The following is a 16,599-nucleotide window of genomic DNA, read 5'->3' as shown; positions in this document are numbered from 1 at the left end:
CGGAGTATTGCCATCCATGAATGCGCTCAGCGCCGTGCCGCCCCGACCGACACATGACGGTCTGGTTGCGTTTGCCGACGACAGCCCCAGCGCCAAAGCGGCCCTTGAAACCGTTTTGCGCCGTGCCGGGTATGACGTGGCAGGGTTTGACTGTGCCGATGATCTGATCGACCAGCTGGACGGTTTGTATCCGCGCGCGATTATTCTGGATCTTGAAATGCCCGGTATGAGCGGGTTTGAAGCCTTTTGCGAGATTCGCCGCCGCTTCCCGAACGCGGTCGAGGTGCCGGTTCTGTTCTTCTCTGCCCATTATGATGCCGATACGCGGGCACAGGCCGATGCCCTTGGCGCGGCAGATTTTATCAGCAAGGATGCCAGCCCGATGGTGGTGATCGAGCAGCTTAACCGGGCGCTCGATAAATCCATGAGCCATTGCTGAGTTATTTTTGGCAATCACCTGCATTTTTCATTTTCAGTGAATAATCAAAAAATCGGGTCGTTTGGCAAAAAATGCCGTTGGACCCGATTTTTCGTATTACTCATATCATAGTAGTAAATGCCGTTTCAGGCGTGCCGAAGCTGTGCCGGATCACCCGATGGCATGGCAATCGTGTGATCCTCGTCCCCGTGAATGTAATAAAGCTGATCACCGGGAAGAGTGACTGCCGGATCAATCGCCGGACGCTGGGCAAGGCGGTCATAGATTGCCGCAAAATCCGCATCCATCGCATCGAAAAGCTGCTGGTAGTCGGTCAGCACGAAATAGGTTTTCTGGAAATCATCAATCGCATAGTCGGTTGCCATCACCCGTTCGAGGTCAAACGCCACCCGGTTGGGGGTTGGATCAGACACGGAATAGATGGTCTCGGTTTGCGATGACAGCATGCCCGCCCCATAGGCGCGCAATCCATGCTCGGTCATGATCAGGCCGAACTCGACCATGTACCAATACATCCGGGCGAGTTTTTTAAGCCCACCTTTGGCAATTGCCTCTGGCCCCTTGGCCCCATAAGCCGCCAGATAATCGGCAAAGACCGGATCATAAAGCATCGGCACATGACCAAAGAAGTCATGGAAAATGTCGGGTTCGACGAGATAGTCGATTTCCTCGGGCTTGCGCAGCCAGACGGTGACCGGAAAGCGCCGGTTGGCAAGATGATCGAAAAACACATCATCGGGCACCAGCCCCGGCACCGCGACAAGGTGCCAGCCAGTGGCGGCATGAAGCTTTTCACTGACCCGGCCGAAATGCGGAATGCCATCGGCGGCATCAAGTTTTTCAAGATTGCGGATATAGTCCGGGGCGGCATAGCCCGGCAGGATCGCCTTCTGACGGGCATAAAGTTTGCGCCAGAGGTCGTGTTCGGCCCCGGAATAGGATGCCCAGTCCTGGGCCACGGTGTAGTCATTATTGATGTGGCTGTAATCGCCGCGCAGATTTTTGTTCTGGTCCATGACGGTCCTCGTTTGCTCCCTGATGAGACTTTCTGCATGAACCATTTTACATCAATTCAAATGTCATTTTCGCGCGATATAGGGATCAAAATGCGTTATGGTTGATCAGATGTGACTGTATAAACCAGTTTGAGGGCAAAAAATGACCGATATGCTGTTAAGCCCGACCGACATCAAAATCCTGCAAATCCTTCAGCGTGACGCATCGATCAGCAATGTGCAGCTGGCCGAAAAGGTTGGCATGTCGCCATCGCCGTGCCTGCGCCGGGTCAAGCAGCTTGAGGCATCGGGCATCATTCGCCAGACGGTCGCGTTGCTGGATCGCAGGAAGGCCGGGCTTGGCGTGATGGCAACCATTCAGGTCCGCCTGCAACGCCACACCGAAGAAGGGGCGGAGGATTTTGCCAAGGCGATGAACGACCTGCCGCAGATCATGTCCTGCTGGGCGATGACCGGGCGGCAGGATTTCCTTCTGGTGGCGCTGGCACGCGATATTGAAAGCTTCGGGGATTTCGTGACGCACAAGCTGCTATCGATGCCCAATGTGCGTGATGTGCAGTCAAGCCTTGTGTTAAAGGAGTACAAGAACCAGACGGCCATTCCGGTTGGTCATCTGGCGGGCGGGTGATCGTTTTGATCGCGTTGCACTGCATCACGGGTGATGCTTGCTTTTTTGGGGCGACTTCGGGCATAGGTTTGATCCTGTTCTGAATGCGCCCCGGTTATGGAGAGCCCCAAGATGTCTGCCAATTCTGCCAACCAGATTGCTGCCAATCCGATCCTTGTCGAAGCCACCCGTGGCGGGATGGTCGAAAGTTTCCATCGCGGGCGGTATGTCGTGATGAAGGCCGATGGCACCGTGGTTGCCGAAGGGGGCGATATTGACGCGCTGATGTATCCGCGATCCGCGATCAAGCCGTTGCTGGCGATCCCGCTGCTTGAAAGCGGGGCGGCGGATGCGTTCGGGCTCGAGGACAAGCATATTGCGCTGGCCTGTTCGTCGCATAATGGCGAGGAAGAACATGCCAAGACGGTTGCTGCATGGCTTGAGAAAATCGGGTTGTCGGTCGATACGCTGGAATGCGCGCCGCATTATTCGCTAAGCCTGAACGCGGCGATCAAGCAGGCGTCTGATCATGTGACGCTTTCAAAGGCGCATAACAATTGTTCGGGCAAGCATTGCGGGTTCCTGACAACCGCACAGCATATGGGCGATGATCCCGAAGGTTATATCGAGGAAGCCCACCCGGTTCAGCAGCGCCTGATCAGAATTCTCGAGGAAATGGGCGATTGCGATCTGTCATCCACGCCACGTGGCATTGATGGATGCGGTATTCCGGTGATCGGGATGCGGTTGCGTGACCTTGGCCTTGCGATGGCGCGCATGGCTGATCCAAGCGGATTGGCACCGAAACGTATCGAGGCGATCAAGCGCATTCGCAAGGGATGTGCGGCTGCCCCGTTCATGGTGGCGGGCACCGGGCGTTTTTGCACCGGGATCATGGAAGTCTGCGGCGAAGATGCGTTGGTCAAGGTTGGGGCGGAAGGCGTTTATTGCGCAGCATTCCCCAAACAGGGGCTTGGTGTCGCGCTTAAGATCGATGACGGCACGCAGCGCGGGGCCGAGGTTGCGATGGGGGCGATATTGCGCCAGCATGGCGTGATTGACGATGCCCGCGCCGAAACACTTAAAAAGTATCTGACGCCGGTTCTGACCAACTGGGCGGGCAAATATGCAGGGGATTTGCGCCCGGCATTCTGATTTGGGGGAAAGATGCACAGCATTGCGGCCTATGCCGGTGCAGCAACTGCCGAAATCGCCGGATGCTTTGCGTTCTGGGCGTGGCTTCGGCTTGGCAAATCCGCATTCTGGATCGTGCCAGGTATTTTGTCGCTGATTGTGTTCGCGTGGCTTTTGACTAGGGTTGAAAGCGATTTTGCCGGTCGGGCCTATGCCGCCTATGGCGGGATTTATATCGCCGCGTCGCTGGGCTGGTTATGGCTGGTTGAGGGCAAAATGCCTGATCGATGGGACATGACCGGGGTTGCGGTTTGCCTTGTCGGGGCGGGGATCATTTTGTTCGCGCCGCGATAGGCTTGATCCCGACTTAGGTCCCAGAAAGAGTGTGATCCGGCCTTAAAGAAGTTCATTTTCCGTAGGGTGTTGCCATGAATGACGACTGTAAATTTTCATCAATTTACAGTCCTTAACTCGCATCAATATCAGCAACAAATCATTCTGCTGTCACCGCACGATCTCGTCTTTGTAGAGAACAGGTGACAATCATGAACCGCGACAAACTGACACACGCGAATGGCGCCCCCGTCGTCGATAATCTCAATATCCAGACTGCCGGCCCGCGGGGGCCTGCATTGCTTCAGGATATCTGGCTGATCGAGAAGCTGGCGCATTTTGATCGGGAAGTCATCCCAGAACGCCGTATGCATGCCAAGGGATCGGGGGCTTACGGCACGTTTACCGTAACCTCGGATATCACCCGGTTTTCCAAGGCGTCGGTTTTTTCCCAAACAGGTAAACAAACCCCCGTATTTGTTCGGTTTTCGACTGTTGCGGGAGAACGTGGTGCGGCAGATGCCGAACGCGATATTCGTGGCTTTGCTGTCAAGTTTTATACCGATCAGGGCAACTGGGATCTGGTCGGTAACAATACTCCGGTCTTTTTCTTTCGGGATCCTCTTCGTTTTCCTGATTTGAACCATGCTGTTAAGCGCGATCCACGAACAGGGATGCGGAATGCCAACAGTAACTGGGATTTCTGGACATTGCTGCCCGAAGCCCTCCATCAGGTCACGATCGTCATGAGCGATCGGGGCATTCCAAAATCCTATCGCACGATGCATGGTTTTGGCAGCCATACCTTCAGCATGATCAATGTGGCCAACGAACGCGTTTGGGTAAAGTTTCACTGGCGTAGCAGTCAGGGCATTGAAAATTTAACCGATGAGGATGCAGAGACGGTTATCGGTGCGGATCGAGAAAGCCATCAACGCGACCTTTATAACGCCATCGAACAGGGAAATTACCCATCTTGGACGCTTTATGTTCAGGTCATGACGGATGCTGAGGCGCAGCAGCACCGCCACAATCCTTTCGACCTGACAAAGGTCTGGCCAAAGCGAGATTTCCCATTGCACGAAGTCGGAGTGATGGAGCTGAACCGCAATCCCGAGAATGTCTTCGCCGAGGTGGAACAGGCGGCCTTCAGCCCGGCGAACATTGTTCCGGGTATCGGTTTTTCACCTGACAAGATGCTTCAGGCCCGGCTGTTTTCCTATGGTGATGCCCAGCGCTATCGGCTTGGCGTCAATCATGCGTCCATTCCGGTTAATGCGCCCAAATGCCCATATCATTCATATCATCGCGACGGACAAATGCGCGTTGACGGGAATGCAGGATCGAAAATTGCCTATTACCCGAATTCGCAGTCGGAATGGGAAACGGCACGGGAAATCGATCCCCCACTGCCACTTGAAGGCGATGCTGATCATAATGACCACCGGGTCATGGAGGATCATTACGAACAGCCTGGCAATCTGTTCCGGCTTATGTCGCCGGCACAGCAAAAGACATTGTTCGAAAATACCGCGCGCTCCATCAGGGATGCCGATATCGCGATACAGCGGCGTCATATTGCAAACTGCACTCTTGCCGATCCTGCATATGGTGACGGTGTCGTAAGCGCGCTTGGCATCTCGTTTTAAATCCCCGGAAACGAACAGGAGTTCCAAGATGATTACGAAAGCAGTAACCGGCGCACTGGCGACAGGCGCACTATTGATGTCCATGACATCCGTATTTGCCCATTCAATCAAATCCGAGCGATCGGAAGCGGTGCAGGCCTCGTTCGATATTGTTGAAACAATGATCGTGACCAAGGGGGAAACGGCAATTTTTTCTACCCGTGTTCGCGGGGAGGCGGGCAAGGACAAGCCCGATGCAACAGGACAATTCGAGGGATCGAGTGTTTACGCCTATGTCTGGCCGACCAGTCTTGATAGCAGCGAGGTCGGGTTCGAGAAAGAGCAGGGAATTGTTGCACTTGCCGTTACGTTCCATCCAGATTTCGACGATGCGGCGTATGGCGGAAAGAACCGGCATATCTGGCATCCGCATTGGGTTGTTCTTACCAAGGATGAGGCCTGTGGCGGAGGGTTGAAGGTCGTTGATATCCCGGCGGGCACAACACCCAAAGTTCCGCCAACCTGGCCCGGTGTTCCCATCCTGATCGACAGCCCGGAATACGAAACCGTATTTGACGGAGATACAGTTGATGTCAGCATTCCGGTTGGCCTTATTGGGGGCATCAGTACGGCCAGCTATGATGGTGTGACAGCGGGCCTGAAAATCAACGGCAATCTCCATGCGCCCCTGCTGTGCGTCAGTGACGTTTTCAAGGTTGCCTCTGGCGACTTAAGTTTGCCGGGCAAAGTTATTCCTGCCAAGGACTAGAACACGCTTGGGCTTAATCGGTTGGCCGGCGAAACATCTTCATTTCCCCGGCCAACTCCGTTGCTTTGATGGCAGATAAACCTAGGCGGTTTTCTTTTTATCTGTCGGCTTTTTGACTGTGTCAGGTTTGCCTGTCCGATCCTCGGCCGGGAGGAGGACGTGGAAGGTTGTGCCTTTGCCCATTTCGGTTTCAAACCAGATGCGCCCGCCATGCTTGATCTGAACGATGTCATGGGTGATGGCGAGGCCCTGACCGGTGCCTTTGCCGACTTCCTTGGTGGTGAAGAACGGGTTGAAGATTTTTGATCTGTTTTCCTTGGCAATGCCCGTGCCGTTATCGGAAATACTGATCAGGACACTGTCATCAAGGAAGGTGGTTTTGATTTTGATTTCGCCTTCTTCGGGGGACCGCCCGGCGGCGTCGATTGCCTGCGCGGCATTGACGATCAGGTTGAGAAACACCTGATTGATTTCGTTGATGTGGCACGGGATATGCGGCAGTTCCGGTTCGTAATTTTCGACGAGCTGCGCGTAATGTTTCCATTCATTGCGCGATATGACGGTGACGTTTGACAGGACCCGGTTGATATCGGTCGCGGTTTTTTCCGCTCCGCCCGGATGGGAAAATTCCTTCATCGACAGGACGATACGCGCAACCTGATTGATGCCATCAAGCGACTGCTGGGTTGCGTGCGGGATTTCATCGAGCAGGAATTCCAGATCGGCATCGCGCATTTTGCGGGCAAAATTGTTGAAGGTGTTTTCAGGCAGTTTGTCGCGATTCTGCCAGAGTGCTTGCAAGGCAAGACCCAGAATACGTGACAGGGCCCCGTAGCCGTCATTGAGGAATTTCAGGTTGTCGCGGATATACTGGCTGGGCGTGTTGATTTCATGCGCGATCCCGCCAGCCAGATGGCCGATGGCTTCGAGCTTCAAGGCTTCGCGCAGTTCGCCTTCGAGTTTTTGTTGCGATTCTTCGGCCTGTTTGCGGCGCGTGATATCGCGGAAAATGTAAAGGTAGCTCATTTCGCCGGTGAAATTGGCGGGGCTTACGGTGATTTCCATCGGGAAGGTATCGCCATCAAGGCGCTGGCCCATCGTTTCGGTATAGTCATAGCGCAGTGTGCCGCTGCTGATATTGATGCAACGGTTCAGCAGTTTGTGGCGCACCGTTGATTTGCGGTCGACAAAAAGGGCGTCAACCGACAGGCCCAGCATATCCTTCATTGAGCCGCGCAAAAGGTTCAGGGCGGACTCATTGCAGTCACAGATCATTCCCGCGCCATCGATGACCAGAATGCCTTCGACCACGCTGTTCAGGATGGTTTTCAGCCGCTGATTTGATTCGGTTTCACGTTTTTTCTGTTCGTTCAGAAGGGCATGGATTTGCTTGAGAGCTTCGGGGCTGACATCAAGCTGATTGATGGCATCAAGAAGATCGTCGGTCCCCGCCGAGTCACTGGTGGGGTGAATGACCTTGAGATGTTCGTCATTGTGCCGCTTGTCTGTCATGCCAGCACTTCCGTTATTCAGTCATTGGTCGAAGGGCGGGAGCCGCCCCGGCGAATACGGATCGGTTCACGAAACTTGTGGATCTGCTGGAATACGCGCAGGCGTTGCAACTGGACTTCGGAAACATGATTGCCGTGGGTCAGCAGGATGTGGCCTTCGACGGTTTCGATGTCCGTCATCAGAAAGTCGTGTACCCGCAGCGACTTGAGAAAGACATCCTGTTCACGTCCTTTGGGGTGGGTTTCGATGTCATAGGAATCGTCAACAATAGCAAGAAGGTCGGATATCTGACCCAGAAGTTCGGGGTCATAGCGGTGCGGGTGTTCCCGCAATTCATCGAAATTCTGGGCGAGTGGCATGTCGCTGGTGCTGAGTTCGGCAAGATCATTGAGGATGCGCAGCACGCGCGCGCCAAGCGGGATATCCTTGCCCTTGGGATTGTCTCCGACCGGGAAGCCCGACCCGTCGAAGTTCTTGAACTGCAGGTAAACAATTTCACCGATATGATTCAGGCGCGGAATATTGGCGATTAGCTGTTTGCCCACTTCGGGAGTGCGTTTCAAAAGATCGCGTTCCAGCGGTTGCAGAACCTTGCCCATGGCCAGACGGGCAAGGGTATCGGGTGGCAGGGACACCATGCCAATCGGCGCAAGCAGGGCCGCAAGACCAAGTTCCCACGGCTGGGGATAGCCGATATCGCGCGCAATCAAGTCGCACCAAGATTTTACCCGCATCGAACGCCCGAATATCAGGGGGTTAAGCTGTGCCAGGACATCGGTCAGAACCTTGACGCTGCCTGCCAGTGTCTGTTCAAGCAGATTGCGTTCTGCGGTGATCAGTTGATGCTGGCGAATGGCATCATTGATCCCCTGTTCGAGCACCTCGTCATCGCAGGGTTTGCTGAAGAACCGGAAAATCTGGCCGCGATTGATGGCTTCGACAGCGGTGTGCTGATCGGCATTTCCGGTCAGCATCATGCGGACCGTATCGGGGCTGACGCGGCCGATTTCGGTCAGAAGTTTGACGCCATCCATACCGGGCATGCGCATGTCGGCAATGCAGACGGCAAAGGGACCGTCTTCCATCAGGATACGCAGGGCTTCCTCGCCACCGATTGCAATTTCGAAATCGAACTTGCGGCGCATTTTGCGCTGCAGGGCGTGAAGCAGGTTTCTGTCATCGTCGACGAATAGGACTTTGCTTTTTTCCATGGCCGCGGGTCTTTACTGGGTCAGGGTTTTATATTTGTCGGCTACAACGCGTGCGATCTTGTACCATTCATCAAGCTGGTCGGCTTTGCCGATACCCGCAAGATAATCCATGTCGATATGACTTTCGATTTTCTTGCCTGCTTCCTCGGCGGCAACCTGCCGTGTGAGGTCCTGGGCGACATAGATCGCGGTCAGGACATTCATTTCGCGATGGGGCGTATCCATCGGGCGGTGGTGATAGGCAACCGCCTGTACCACGGGGGCGGGGAAACCCCACAATCCCAGAAGATAGGCACCGATTTCCGGATGACCTGCGCCGAACTGTTCAATTTCGGCCTGTTCGATCGGAACATGGTCGGTTTCCACCCTTTCAATCACCTTTGCCATTTCGGCATTACGGTTGGCATACAGGATGAGACTGCCGACGTGGCTGAGCATTCCGGTCGAGGGGACGGCCTGGCAAATAGCGCGCGGCAGCTTTTCATATTCGGCAATCAGGGCGGCCGTAACGCCGATCTGCTGGCTGCGATGGCAAAGACGCAGCAGATTGGCGGCTTCGCTTTTGGGGCCGTCAAAGCCGCGAAAAATACCAACGAAAAGTGCCAGGGCCTTGAGCGTTTCGGTACCGATCATCCGAACGGCGTGGGAAACGGAGCTTATTTTCTGGGCGATGGCGAAATATGCAGAGTTGGTTAGTTTCAGGACTTCGGCGGTCAGCGCGATATCCGATGAAACGATCTGGGTGATCTGTTCCTGCGAGATTTTCGGGTCTTCAAGAGCCTTGACCAGCCGAAGATAGGTATCGGGCGGGGAGCTTAGCGTATCGATACTGGCAACCAGCGAACGCAATTCCGGACGGGACAGCAGGCTGCGGAGGTCCAGTGCATTTTCGATGGTTTCGATCAGAAGCGAGTCCTCGCACGGCTTGGCCAGATATTGATGGGCCGGGCCGACCGTCCTGAGGACGGCTTCTTCTTCGGCAAAACCCGACAGGATGATGCGCGTGGCATGCGGGTGTGTTTTTTGCAGGGTGCCAAGCAGTGTGGCCCCATCCATACCGGGCATGCGCATGTCCGATACGATGACATCGATCTGCATGCTTTTGGAAAGTTCCAATGCTTCGGCGGCACTCGTTGCAAAGACCATTTCCCAGTCAGGTCGCATGCCGCGCAAGCGCCTGCGCAGGCCGTGCAGGATGTTCTCGTCATCGTCAACGAACAGAATCTGGTTCATAAATCGGGGTCCATGCAACGAGTGGCGCGTTTGTTGTTACCGATATATTTGGTGATTTCATGCGTCGTATCAAAGGTATCGGGGTGCAATTAATTAAAGTTGTGAGCAGAAATTTTTACACGCTGTAGATAGGTCGGTGCATTTTCCGGGGCGTGGCGGCGTGCAACAGGCTGTTGCAGGAATCCCAGACATCAATCTGGCAGGGGACGCAGGAGGTATCCACCTGATCGGCATCGGATGCCGGTGTATTCGTGAGGATGATCCGGCCTGTGGTCCGATTTATCGCGTAAACCGGTTGGAAAGCGGTTTGAAAATGCCAAGATGTCATATTGTGTCAGAAAATTATGCATGAAGCCGGGCTATCATAATGCTGTAACCATTCCAAAATTGTTCCGGGCCAGAAGATCATCGGGGAGATCGATCCTAGAAAATGGTTTCACGTACAGAGCTGATTGAAGCGATCAAAAAGCATCAGCGATATGTATTGAAACAACCTGGCGGCAAGCGCATGCAGCTTCGCAACGGGAACCTTTCGCGCATCAAGATGAGCAAGATCAGCCTTGAAGACGCGGTCATGCCGGGATCAAACTTTATCCAGGCCGTGATCAAGGATGTCAGTTTCAATTTTTGCGATCTTTTCGGGACCAATTTTGTTGAAGCCGATCTTGAAGGGTCAAGCTTTGTGCGGGCCGATTTGCGCGGCGCCAACATGGCACGTGCCAAGTTGCGCAATGCCAATCTCAAGGGGGCCGATCTTCGATCCGGTGTGATGATCGTGATGGATTCCGGGCGCGAACGCCGGGTCAAACGGGCCACCGATCTTGCCAATGCGGATATGGAAGGATCGATGCTTGTGGGGGCCAATCTGGCGGAAGCCAATATGTCGGGTTCGAACCTGATGGATTCCGACCTCAGCGATGCCAACATGTTTGCCGTGAACCTTGCCGGGGCGGATTTATCGGGTTGCAATCTTTCGGGTGCCAAGATGAAGAACGCCAACCTCAAGGGGGCGAAGCTTCAGAATGCGGTGCTTTCGGGAACGGATTTAAGCGGGGCTAATCTTCGAAATGTCGACCTGAACGGTGTGGATCTTTCGCAGGCCAATATCGCCAACAGTCTTGGCAGCAAGGTGGTTGCACCCCTGCCCGATGATATTCGCGATCTGGTGAATGCGCATAGTGAATGGCTTTCGAGCGGCGGCCAGCAGGGCAAGCCGCTTAACGCGACGGGGCGTGATCTTTCGGGGATGGATTTTTCGGGGCTGGACCTTTCGGCCGCCTGTTTTGACAATTGCGTCCTGCGCGGGGCATTGTTTATCGATACCATTCTTGCCATGGCCTCTTTGCGCGGGGCGGACCTCAAGCTTGCGAAGCTTAACAGTGCGACCCTGAACGGGGCACGATTGAACGGGGCAAACTGCCAGAAGGCAATTTTCCAGGGGGCACGCTTTGGCGCGGTCGAGCAGCGTGACGGCCAGGGCCACAAAACCGGGGTGACGTGGCATGCCGATCTGAGCGGGGCGGATTTTTCCAAGGCCGATATTCGCAATGCGATCTTCACCAATCCGAAAATGGTCGATGTCAAAATGATCCGCACCAATATTTCGGGCGTTGCGTTTGGTGATACCGATCTGGGCAGCGTTGATTTCGAGGGGGCGAATGTGGGGGCGATCCTGAGCGGGCATTTGCCCGACCATTCCTGAACCGAACCGGCGTGCCCCCGACAGCAGAAAGCCGCCTTCGATTGAAGGCGGCTTTGATTTATTCAGGTTGCTAGGATCAGTCAGCTACGATAATCGGCATTGATCGAGATATAGCCATGCGTCAGATCGCAGGTCCAGACGGTGGCCTTGCCATCTCCAAAGCCAAGATCGACATCGATGTCGATATACTGGCCCTTGATGTGGGCTGCGACCGGGGCTTCGTCATAATCGGCAACGCGTTCGCCGTTTTTCGCCAGAACAATGCCACCGATGGAAACGGTCAGCTTGTTCGGGTCGGCCTGAACGCCGCACTTGCCGACTGCCATGACGATACGGCCCCAGTTGGCGTCTTCACCGGCAATCGCGGTTTTGACCAGCGGAGAGTTCGCAATCGCCTTGGCGGTGATTTTGGCTTCTTTTTCGCTGATGGCGCCGGTGACATTGACGGTTATGAATTTCGAAGCTCCTTCGCCGTCGCGGACCACCTGATGGGCCAGATCACGCATCACGTCTTCAAGGGCGGTTTTGAAACCGGCCAGTGCCGGATCATCAATACCGGTGACGGCAGCATTGCCGGCCTTGCCGGTTGCCGCCAGAAGGACGGTATCGGATGTTGAGGTATCGCTATCGACTGTAATCGCATTGAAAGAACGGTTGGTGCAATCAGCCAGCAGCGCCTGAAGCACGGAATGGGGGACAGCCGCATCGGTAAAGATGAATCCCAGCATGGTGGCCATGTTCGGTTCGATCATGCCTGAACCCTTGGCAAAACCGGCAATCGTGACTTTGGCGCCGTGGATGGTGGCGGTGGCCGATGCGCCCTTGGGGAAGGTGTCGGTGGTCATGATGGCCTTGGCGGCATCAAGCCAGCCAGCGTCATTTGCCAGAAGATCGGGCAGGGCATCGGTGATGCGGTTTGCGGTGGTCGGCTCCCCGATCACACCGGTCGATGCGGTAAAGATTTCGGTTTTGTCGCAACCCAGTGCCTTTGCGGCGGCTTCGACTTTATCGGCGACGAATTTTTCGCCCGCCTTGCCGGTGAAGGCAACCGAGTTACCGGCATTGACAAAGAATGCCCGACCGGTGCCGCCTTTAAGCGCCTCGCGTCCCCAGCGAACCGCGGCCGATGCCGTGGTCGAGGTGGTGAAGACACCCGCAACCTGTGTGCCCGGTTCCAGTTCGGCCAGAAGGACATCGGGGCGGCCCTTGTATCGGATGCCAAGGGTTACGGTATGCAGTTTGACACCGGAAATTGCCGGAAGATCGGGAAAACCGGCCGGAGCCAGCGGAGAAAGCGAAGTCGCAACCATCTGTTCAATTTCCTTCGTTGAACGTAACCAAGCCATTAATTCAAAGGTAGCGCATTTGGCACGGGTGGATGACAAAAAAACGGGGTGAAGCCCGATGGCTCACCCCGTTCTGGATCTCAGCTTTTGAAACCGATTAAGCCGTGGGGCTTAGTTTTTCGGGGTTTCTGCGCTGTCGTCGGCGGCCGGGGTTTCGGTGTTGTTCACCACCTCGGCATCGGATCGGAGTTCTTCAATCAGGTCCTGAACGGCCTGCTGGGTCACTTCGGCTTCCATCTGCGGACGAATTTCTTCAAGGCTTGGCTGTTCGCCTTCCTTTTTCTCTTCAACCAGGATCACGTGCCAGCCGAACTGGGTCTGAACCGGTTCCTTGCTATAGGTGCCCGGCTCCATCGAGAAGGCAGCTTCGGCGAACGGTGCGACCATGTCGCCCTTGTTGAAGAAACCAAGATCACCACCATTCGGACCTGACGGGCCGGTTGATTTTTCTTTGGCGAGTTCGACGAAATCGGCACCGTCATCGAGCTCGGCAATCACGGCTTTGGCGTCTTCTTCGTTTTCCAGAAGGATGTGACGCGCGTGAACCTGCGGCTCTGGCTCGTTGGTTTTGATGAATTCGTCGTAATGGGCTTTGATCGCGTCGTCGGTAACTTTTTCGGCGATTGCGCGCTCAAGATAGGTTTCGGCGACGAGGCGGCGTTCAAGGGCGGCGAGTTGCTTCTTGACCTCTTCGTCGTCGGCAAGACCTGCGTCCTGACCGGCAAGCATCAGCAGGCGCTGATTGATTTCACGGTCGACAAGCATCGGCTTGAGCATTTCAAACGGGAGCTGGCGATACTGTTGGGGCAGGCCCTGTTGCGTCGCGCGCACTTCGGATTCCAGGATTTCCTCGCCATTGACGGTTGCAAGAACCTGGTCTTCGGCCGGTGCAGCGTCCTGTGCCATAACCGGGCTTGCAAACATAACGGTCGCAAGTGACGCAGCGAGTAGGGTTTTGCGCAGCATATTTTCTCCAGACTTTCATTTTAGGGGGATTTTTCCCCATGCCTCACCCCACGGATAAATCACATCCGTTCGTGACACACAAGGGTTCCCCTCGGGTGTCACGGTTTTTTCAAAGCAATCTGGCTAAAATGTGAAATGCTGATGTAGCGCGGAAAACATAATCGCACCGGGTAGGGGATTTTCAGGCCCTTCGCTGCCGGTTGCGGCACAAATCGGGATGTCACGGCTAGGCGCGAACGTCAAAAAAGACTTCGCCGACGGTGCCGGTGCTGCCGTCATCACGTTCAAAACCGGCACTTGCCGCCAGAACACCACCGACCAGTTTCTGATCCAGCGGGGTGATGAAGGTCAGATCAATCGCGGAAATGCCGGCATCGGTTAGATTGGTGGTCGAGCCATCAGCGCGCAGAAGAACCAGAGATGAAAAGACGTCATCGTTGCTGTCGATCCGGCCATCCCTGTTGCCGTCATATTTGGCAAGTTCGGTAAAGCCGTCTTTTGCTCCATTCTGATCGCCGAACAATTCGGTGCCATCATTGATGATGCCGTCATGGTTGCGATCCAGTGCAAGCAGCGCGTCATTACCGGTCACCCATGCGGTGCGGTCCTGCGTGCCATCACCATTGATGTCAAATATCCTGCCGTTTTCAAGGCTGGTGATGTCGATCCCGTTGCCGTCAAGATCAAGGATCAGCGGGTCCTGCTGGGTAATGCCGATGATTTCAACGCGGATCTGTTCGACGCGGGCGTGAAATTCGCTGATCGAGATGCTGCCGCTGCCAAGGGCGTCGGAAAAGCGGGCTTCGATCTGTTTCATATCGATACGAATACTTTGCGATACCATCGAAAAGGCAGCACTGCTGCCGCGCTTTGCAAAACCATTGGCCAGTGCCAGACCAAAATCGCGCGCCATGGCGGCGGGGCTGCCATCAATACCGGCAGCGGCGGCCATATCACCCTCAAGCCCCTTGGTCAGGGCATCGGCCATTTCACGGGCCTCGGCCGGGGGAATGCCCAGCATCGCCAGCATGATGAAGGCATCGCGGTTCATTTTTGTTGCGGCATTGCCAAGGGTGGCGCCGACCGCACCGGTCAGTTTTTCAATTGCCGTTGGGGAAACAGGGTTGGAAAAGGCGCCATCGCCGAGTGTTTCATCAAGACGCAAATTGATCCGCAGGCTTTCATCGATCTGATCGATGATGCGGCGTCCCTCGCGCACGGTATCCTGTCCGGGGGATGGGCGGTTTTGCCTTGTGTCGGGCTGAATGTCGGCGGCCGCAACACGACGGGACGTTGCCAGCAAATCGGCGGAGCGTCCCTGCGTGCTGTTATTAAACGACGGGTGTCCAAACATTCAGCGCCTCCTTCCTGAAGGGCTGCGGGATGGGAGCAATTGCTACGGCCCCATCCCGTGCTGCTATGGTCAGGCCAGAACGTCCTGTTCCTGGCTTGGGTCAATTACGGAAACGGTTTCCCCGTTCGGCAACTGGAAAGTGGCGCCGTTTTCATCCTGTCCGAAACGGCCCATCGGCATCAGCATGTCGACCGACAGTTTCAGCATCGGATCACCAGAACCGTCTTCGGCCATGGTTTCGGTTACGCCACGTACGACCAGGGTTGCCTGTTCCATGATCTGGGCATTGAGTTTCGCCATGCGGCTGGCGAGAATTTCCTGCATGCTGGCGTCTTCGGTTGTGCCATCTGCATTTTCTTTGCCGTCGTCGGCTGCCGGTGCGGCACCGGTGGTATCAAGCATCAGATCGCGGATGAATTCGGCGACTCCGCTGCCTTCCATGTCAAACAGAAGGCCGCCATTGCCCGCACTGGCCGGATTACCCAGCATATCGACGAGATTGCCGCCGCCAAGGCCGTTCATAACTGCGCCAAGCGCACCCATCGCAGCCCCCATGCTGTTGCCGATGGCAACGGCTTCGGTTCTGACGATCTGGACCTTGGATGCCTCGTAATTGAACGAGAATTCGCCGGTTTCGCTGTTGATGTTGATATCAAGAGACTGCATCGCCATCATCGCGGACTCGGAAACCCCGACACCGGCACCATTCGCCCCGGCATAAGAGATTTCGGTGCGGGAATGGCTGGCGATGGCCTGCTGGAAGGAGAAATCGATCTGGCCGTCATCAGCAGCCATTTCGCGGATTCCCTTGAACATCGCGTTGGTCGCGGCAAGGGCTTCCTTGTCATCCATTCCGGCCAGTTTGAACATTTCGACCATGTCATCCTTGATCAGCTCAAGGGCGGCGTCGAGCGCCTTGGCGAAAAGTTCATCGGTGGTCATCGGTTCGGATTTCAGGGATTTTGAACCGGCAGCCTGCAACGGGTTTTTATCCGCATTGCGTGCGGCAACCGCATCCTCGGACAGATCAACAGGATCAACAACCGGATGCTGTTTCGAGCCGGTCTGTGCCGCACCAGTACCCGACGGATTCCCGGATGTGGCAATCGGCTGACGCGCATCGGTCAGTGAAGACTGTCCCTGTCGAAAGGGATTAAGCGTGGAGAAATCCACCATTTCCTCCTCCTGAGGCTTCTTTCGCGCAAGGCAGAGAACCCTGATATGTCGCGAAAAAGATGAGCTACTTGCTCTCTAATTCAAAGTTGAACACCGAGCATACGTGTTTTTTGCGATTTCCTCAAGCATGAAGGAAGTGCAATTCGCAAGCACAGTCACAGGTTGTAACGGGC

Annotated in this window: 15 protein-coding genes; 7 read left to right on the top strand and 8 right to left on the bottom strand. The window is 55.3% G+C overall.

All coding sequences use genetic code 11. The annotated features are described in order from the left end of the window. Window positions 1–16: 16 nt before the first annotated feature. Window positions 17–439 carry a response regulator gene (locus tag TH5_RS14100; RefSeq protein ID WP_114122399.1) on the top strand — a complete coding sequence of 141 codons (423 nt, stop codon included), beginning with the start codon at window positions 17–19 and terminating at the stop codon, window positions 437–439. Between the two features lie 125 nt (window positions 440–564). Here the strand turns inward: TH5_RS14100 and phhA are convergent, their stop codons facing one another. Beyond that, the gene (gene phhA / locus TH5_RS14095) at window positions 565–1,455 is read right to left on the bottom strand and encodes a phenylalanine 4-monooxygenase (RefSeq protein ID WP_114122398.1); all 891 of its coding nucleotides are present in this window, start codon (window positions 1,453–1,455) and stop codon (window positions 565–567) included. 142 nt (window positions 1,456–1,597) lie between these two features. On the opposite strand from phhA, the gene TH5_RS14090 reads away from it, so the two are divergent. From TH5_RS14090 to TH5_RS14070, 5 genes are all read left to right on the top strand, one after another. After that, window positions 1,598–2,083 (top strand): Lrp/AsnC family transcriptional regulator, encoded by a 486-nt coding sequence (locus tag TH5_RS14090; protein WP_114122397.1) that lies wholly within the window; start codon window positions 1,598–1,600, stop codon window positions 2,081–2,083. A gap of 111 nt (window positions 2,084–2,194) precedes the next feature. Beyond that, a complete protein-coding gene (locus TH5_RS14085) occupies window positions 2,195–3,217 on the top strand; it encodes an asparaginase (RefSeq protein WP_114122409.1) in 1,023 nt (340 codons plus the stop codon). A 12-nt stretch (window positions 3,218–3,229) separates the two neighbouring features. Next, a complete protein-coding gene (locus tag TH5_RS14080) occupies window positions 3,230–3,550 on the top strand; it encodes a YnfA family protein (protein WP_114122396.1) in 321 nt (106 codons plus the stop codon). A gap of 191 nt (window positions 3,551–3,741) precedes the next feature. Next, the gene (locus tag TH5_RS14075; protein ID WP_114122395.1) at window positions 3,742–5,178 is read left to right on the top strand and encodes a catalase; all 1,437 of its coding nucleotides are present in this window, start codon (window positions 3,742–3,744) and stop codon (window positions 5,176–5,178) included. A 28-nt stretch (window positions 5,179–5,206) separates the two neighbouring features. Continuing rightward, the gene (locus tag TH5_RS14070; RefSeq protein WP_114122394.1) at window positions 5,207–5,926 is read left to right on the top strand and encodes a hypothetical protein; all 720 of its coding nucleotides are present in this window, start codon (window positions 5,207–5,209) and stop codon (window positions 5,924–5,926) included. 81 nt (window positions 5,927–6,007) lie between these two features. Here TH5_RS14070 and TH5_RS14065 read toward each other — a convergent pair whose 3' ends face one another. From TH5_RS14065 to TH5_RS14055, 3 genes are read right to left on the bottom strand one after another with little or no spacing between them, the layout of a single operon-like run. Beyond that, window positions 6,008–7,438 carry a two-component system sensor histidine kinase NtrB gene (locus tag TH5_RS14065; RefSeq protein WP_114122393.1) on the bottom strand — a complete coding sequence of 477 codons (1,431 nt, stop codon included), beginning with the start codon at window positions 7,436–7,438 and terminating at the stop codon, window positions 6,008–6,010. A gap of 17 nt (window positions 7,439–7,455) precedes the next feature. After that, window positions 7,456–8,649 (bottom strand): HD domain-containing phosphohydrolase, encoded by a 1,194-nt coding sequence (locus TH5_RS14060; protein WP_114122392.1) that lies wholly within the window; start codon window positions 8,647–8,649, stop codon window positions 7,456–7,458. A gap of 12 nt (window positions 8,650–8,661) precedes the next feature. Further along, window positions 8,662–9,882, bottom strand: a complete 1,221-nt coding sequence (locus TH5_RS14055; protein ID WP_114122391.1) for a response regulator — start codon at window positions 9,880–9,882, stop codon at window positions 8,662–8,664. A 430-nt stretch (window positions 9,883–10,312) separates the two neighbouring features. On the opposite strand from TH5_RS14055, the gene TH5_RS14045 reads away from it, so the two are divergent. After that, window positions 10,313–11,584 carry a pentapeptide repeat-containing protein gene (locus tag TH5_RS14045; protein ID WP_114122389.1) on the top strand — a complete coding sequence of 424 codons (1,272 nt, stop codon included), beginning with the start codon at window positions 10,313–10,315 and terminating at the stop codon, window positions 11,582–11,584. An 80-nt stretch (window positions 11,585–11,664) separates the two neighbouring features. On the opposite strand, the gene argJ is transcribed toward TH5_RS14045, so the two are convergent. The 4 genes from argJ to TH5_RS14025 all read right to left on the bottom strand — a co-directional run bounded on the left by argJ (window position 11,665) and on the right by TH5_RS14025 (window position 16,426). After that, window positions 11,665–12,894: a bifunctional glutamate N-acetyltransferase/amino-acid acetyltransferase ArgJ gene (gene argJ, locus TH5_RS14040; protein WP_114122408.1), complete on the bottom strand. Its 1,230-nt coding sequence runs from the start codon at window positions 12,892–12,894 to the stop codon at window positions 11,665–11,667. A gap of 147 nt (window positions 12,895–13,041) precedes the next feature. Continuing rightward, window positions 13,042–13,896, bottom strand: a complete 855-nt coding sequence (locus tag TH5_RS14035) for a peptidylprolyl isomerase (protein ID WP_114122388.1) — start codon at window positions 13,894–13,896, stop codon at window positions 13,042–13,044. 226 nt (window positions 13,897–14,122) lie between these two features. Next, entirely contained in the window at window positions 14,123–15,250 is a 1,128-nt protein-coding gene (locus tag TH5_RS14030; protein WP_114122387.1) for a hypothetical protein, read from the bottom strand. A 69-nt stretch (window positions 15,251–15,319) separates the two neighbouring features. Then, on the bottom strand, window positions 15,320–16,426 hold the full coding sequence (locus tag TH5_RS14025; RefSeq protein WP_114122386.1) for a hypothetical protein: 1,107 nt from the start codon (window positions 16,424–16,426) through the stop codon (window positions 15,320–15,322). Between the last annotated feature and the right edge of the window lie 173 nt (window positions 16,427–16,599).

It is taken from the genome of Thalassospira xianhensis MCCC 1A02616 (assembly GCF_003326475.1).
Lineage (GTDB): Bacteria > Pseudomonadota > Alphaproteobacteria > Rhodospirillales > Thalassospiraceae > Thalassospira > Thalassospira xianhensis.
The sequence above is the reverse complement of the archived record's forward strand: the minus strand, read 5'-3'. Positions and strand labels throughout refer to the sequence as shown.

Bases quoted from the DNA above. Each gene is read 5' to 3' on its own strand.
- TH5_RS14035 (WP_114122388.1), bottom strand. From the start codon at position 13,896: ATGCTGCGCAAAACCCTACTCGCTGCGTCACTTGCGACCGTTATGTTT.
- TH5_RS14090 (WP_114122397.1), top strand. From the start codon at position 1,598: ATGACCGATATGCTGTTAAGCCCGACCGACATCAAAATCCTGCAAATC.
- TH5_RS14055 (WP_114122391.1), bottom strand. From the start codon at position 9,882: ATGAACCAGATTCTGTTCGTTGACGATGACGAGAACATCCTGCACGGC.
- TH5_RS14080 (WP_114122396.1), top strand. From the start codon at position 3,230: ATGCACAGCATTGCGGCCTATGCCGGTGCAGCAACTGCCGAAATCGCC.
- phhA (WP_114122398.1), bottom strand. From the start codon at position 1,455: ATGGACCAGAACAAAAATCTGCGCGGCGATTACAGCCACATCAATAAT.
- TH5_RS14030 (WP_114122387.1), bottom strand. From the start codon at position 15,250: ATGTTTGGACACCCGTCGTTTAATAACAGCACGCAGGGACGCTCCGCC.
- argJ (WP_114122408.1), bottom strand. From the start codon at position 12,894: ATGGTTGCGACTTCGCTTTCTCCGCTGGCTCCGGCCGGTTTTCCCGAT.
- TH5_RS14045 (WP_114122389.1), top strand. From the start codon at position 10,313: ATGGTTTCACGTACAGAGCTGATTGAAGCGATCAAAAAGCATCAGCGA.
- TH5_RS14065 (WP_114122393.1), bottom strand. From the start codon at position 7,438: ATGACAGACAAGCGGCACAATGACGAACATCTCAAGGTCATTCACCCC.
- TH5_RS14070 (WP_114122394.1), top strand. From the start codon at position 5,207: ATGATTACGAAAGCAGTAACCGGCGCACTGGCGACAGGCGCACTATTG.
- TH5_RS14100 (WP_114122399.1), top strand. From the start codon at position 17: ATGAATGCGCTCAGCGCCGTGCCGCCCCGACCGACACATGACGGTCTG.
- TH5_RS14085 (WP_114122409.1), top strand. From the start codon at position 2,195: ATGTCTGCCAATTCTGCCAACCAGATTGCTGCCAATCCGATCCTTGTC.
- TH5_RS14075 (WP_114122395.1), top strand. From the start codon at position 3,742: ATGAACCGCGACAAACTGACACACGCGAATGGCGCCCCCGTCGTCGAT.
- TH5_RS14060 (WP_114122392.1), bottom strand. From the start codon at position 8,649: ATGGAAAAAAGCAAAGTCCTATTCGTCGACGATGACAGAAACCTGCTT.
- TH5_RS14025 (WP_114122386.1), bottom strand. From the start codon at position 16,426: ATGGTGGATTTCTCCACGCTTAATCCCTTTCGACAGGGACAGTCTTCA.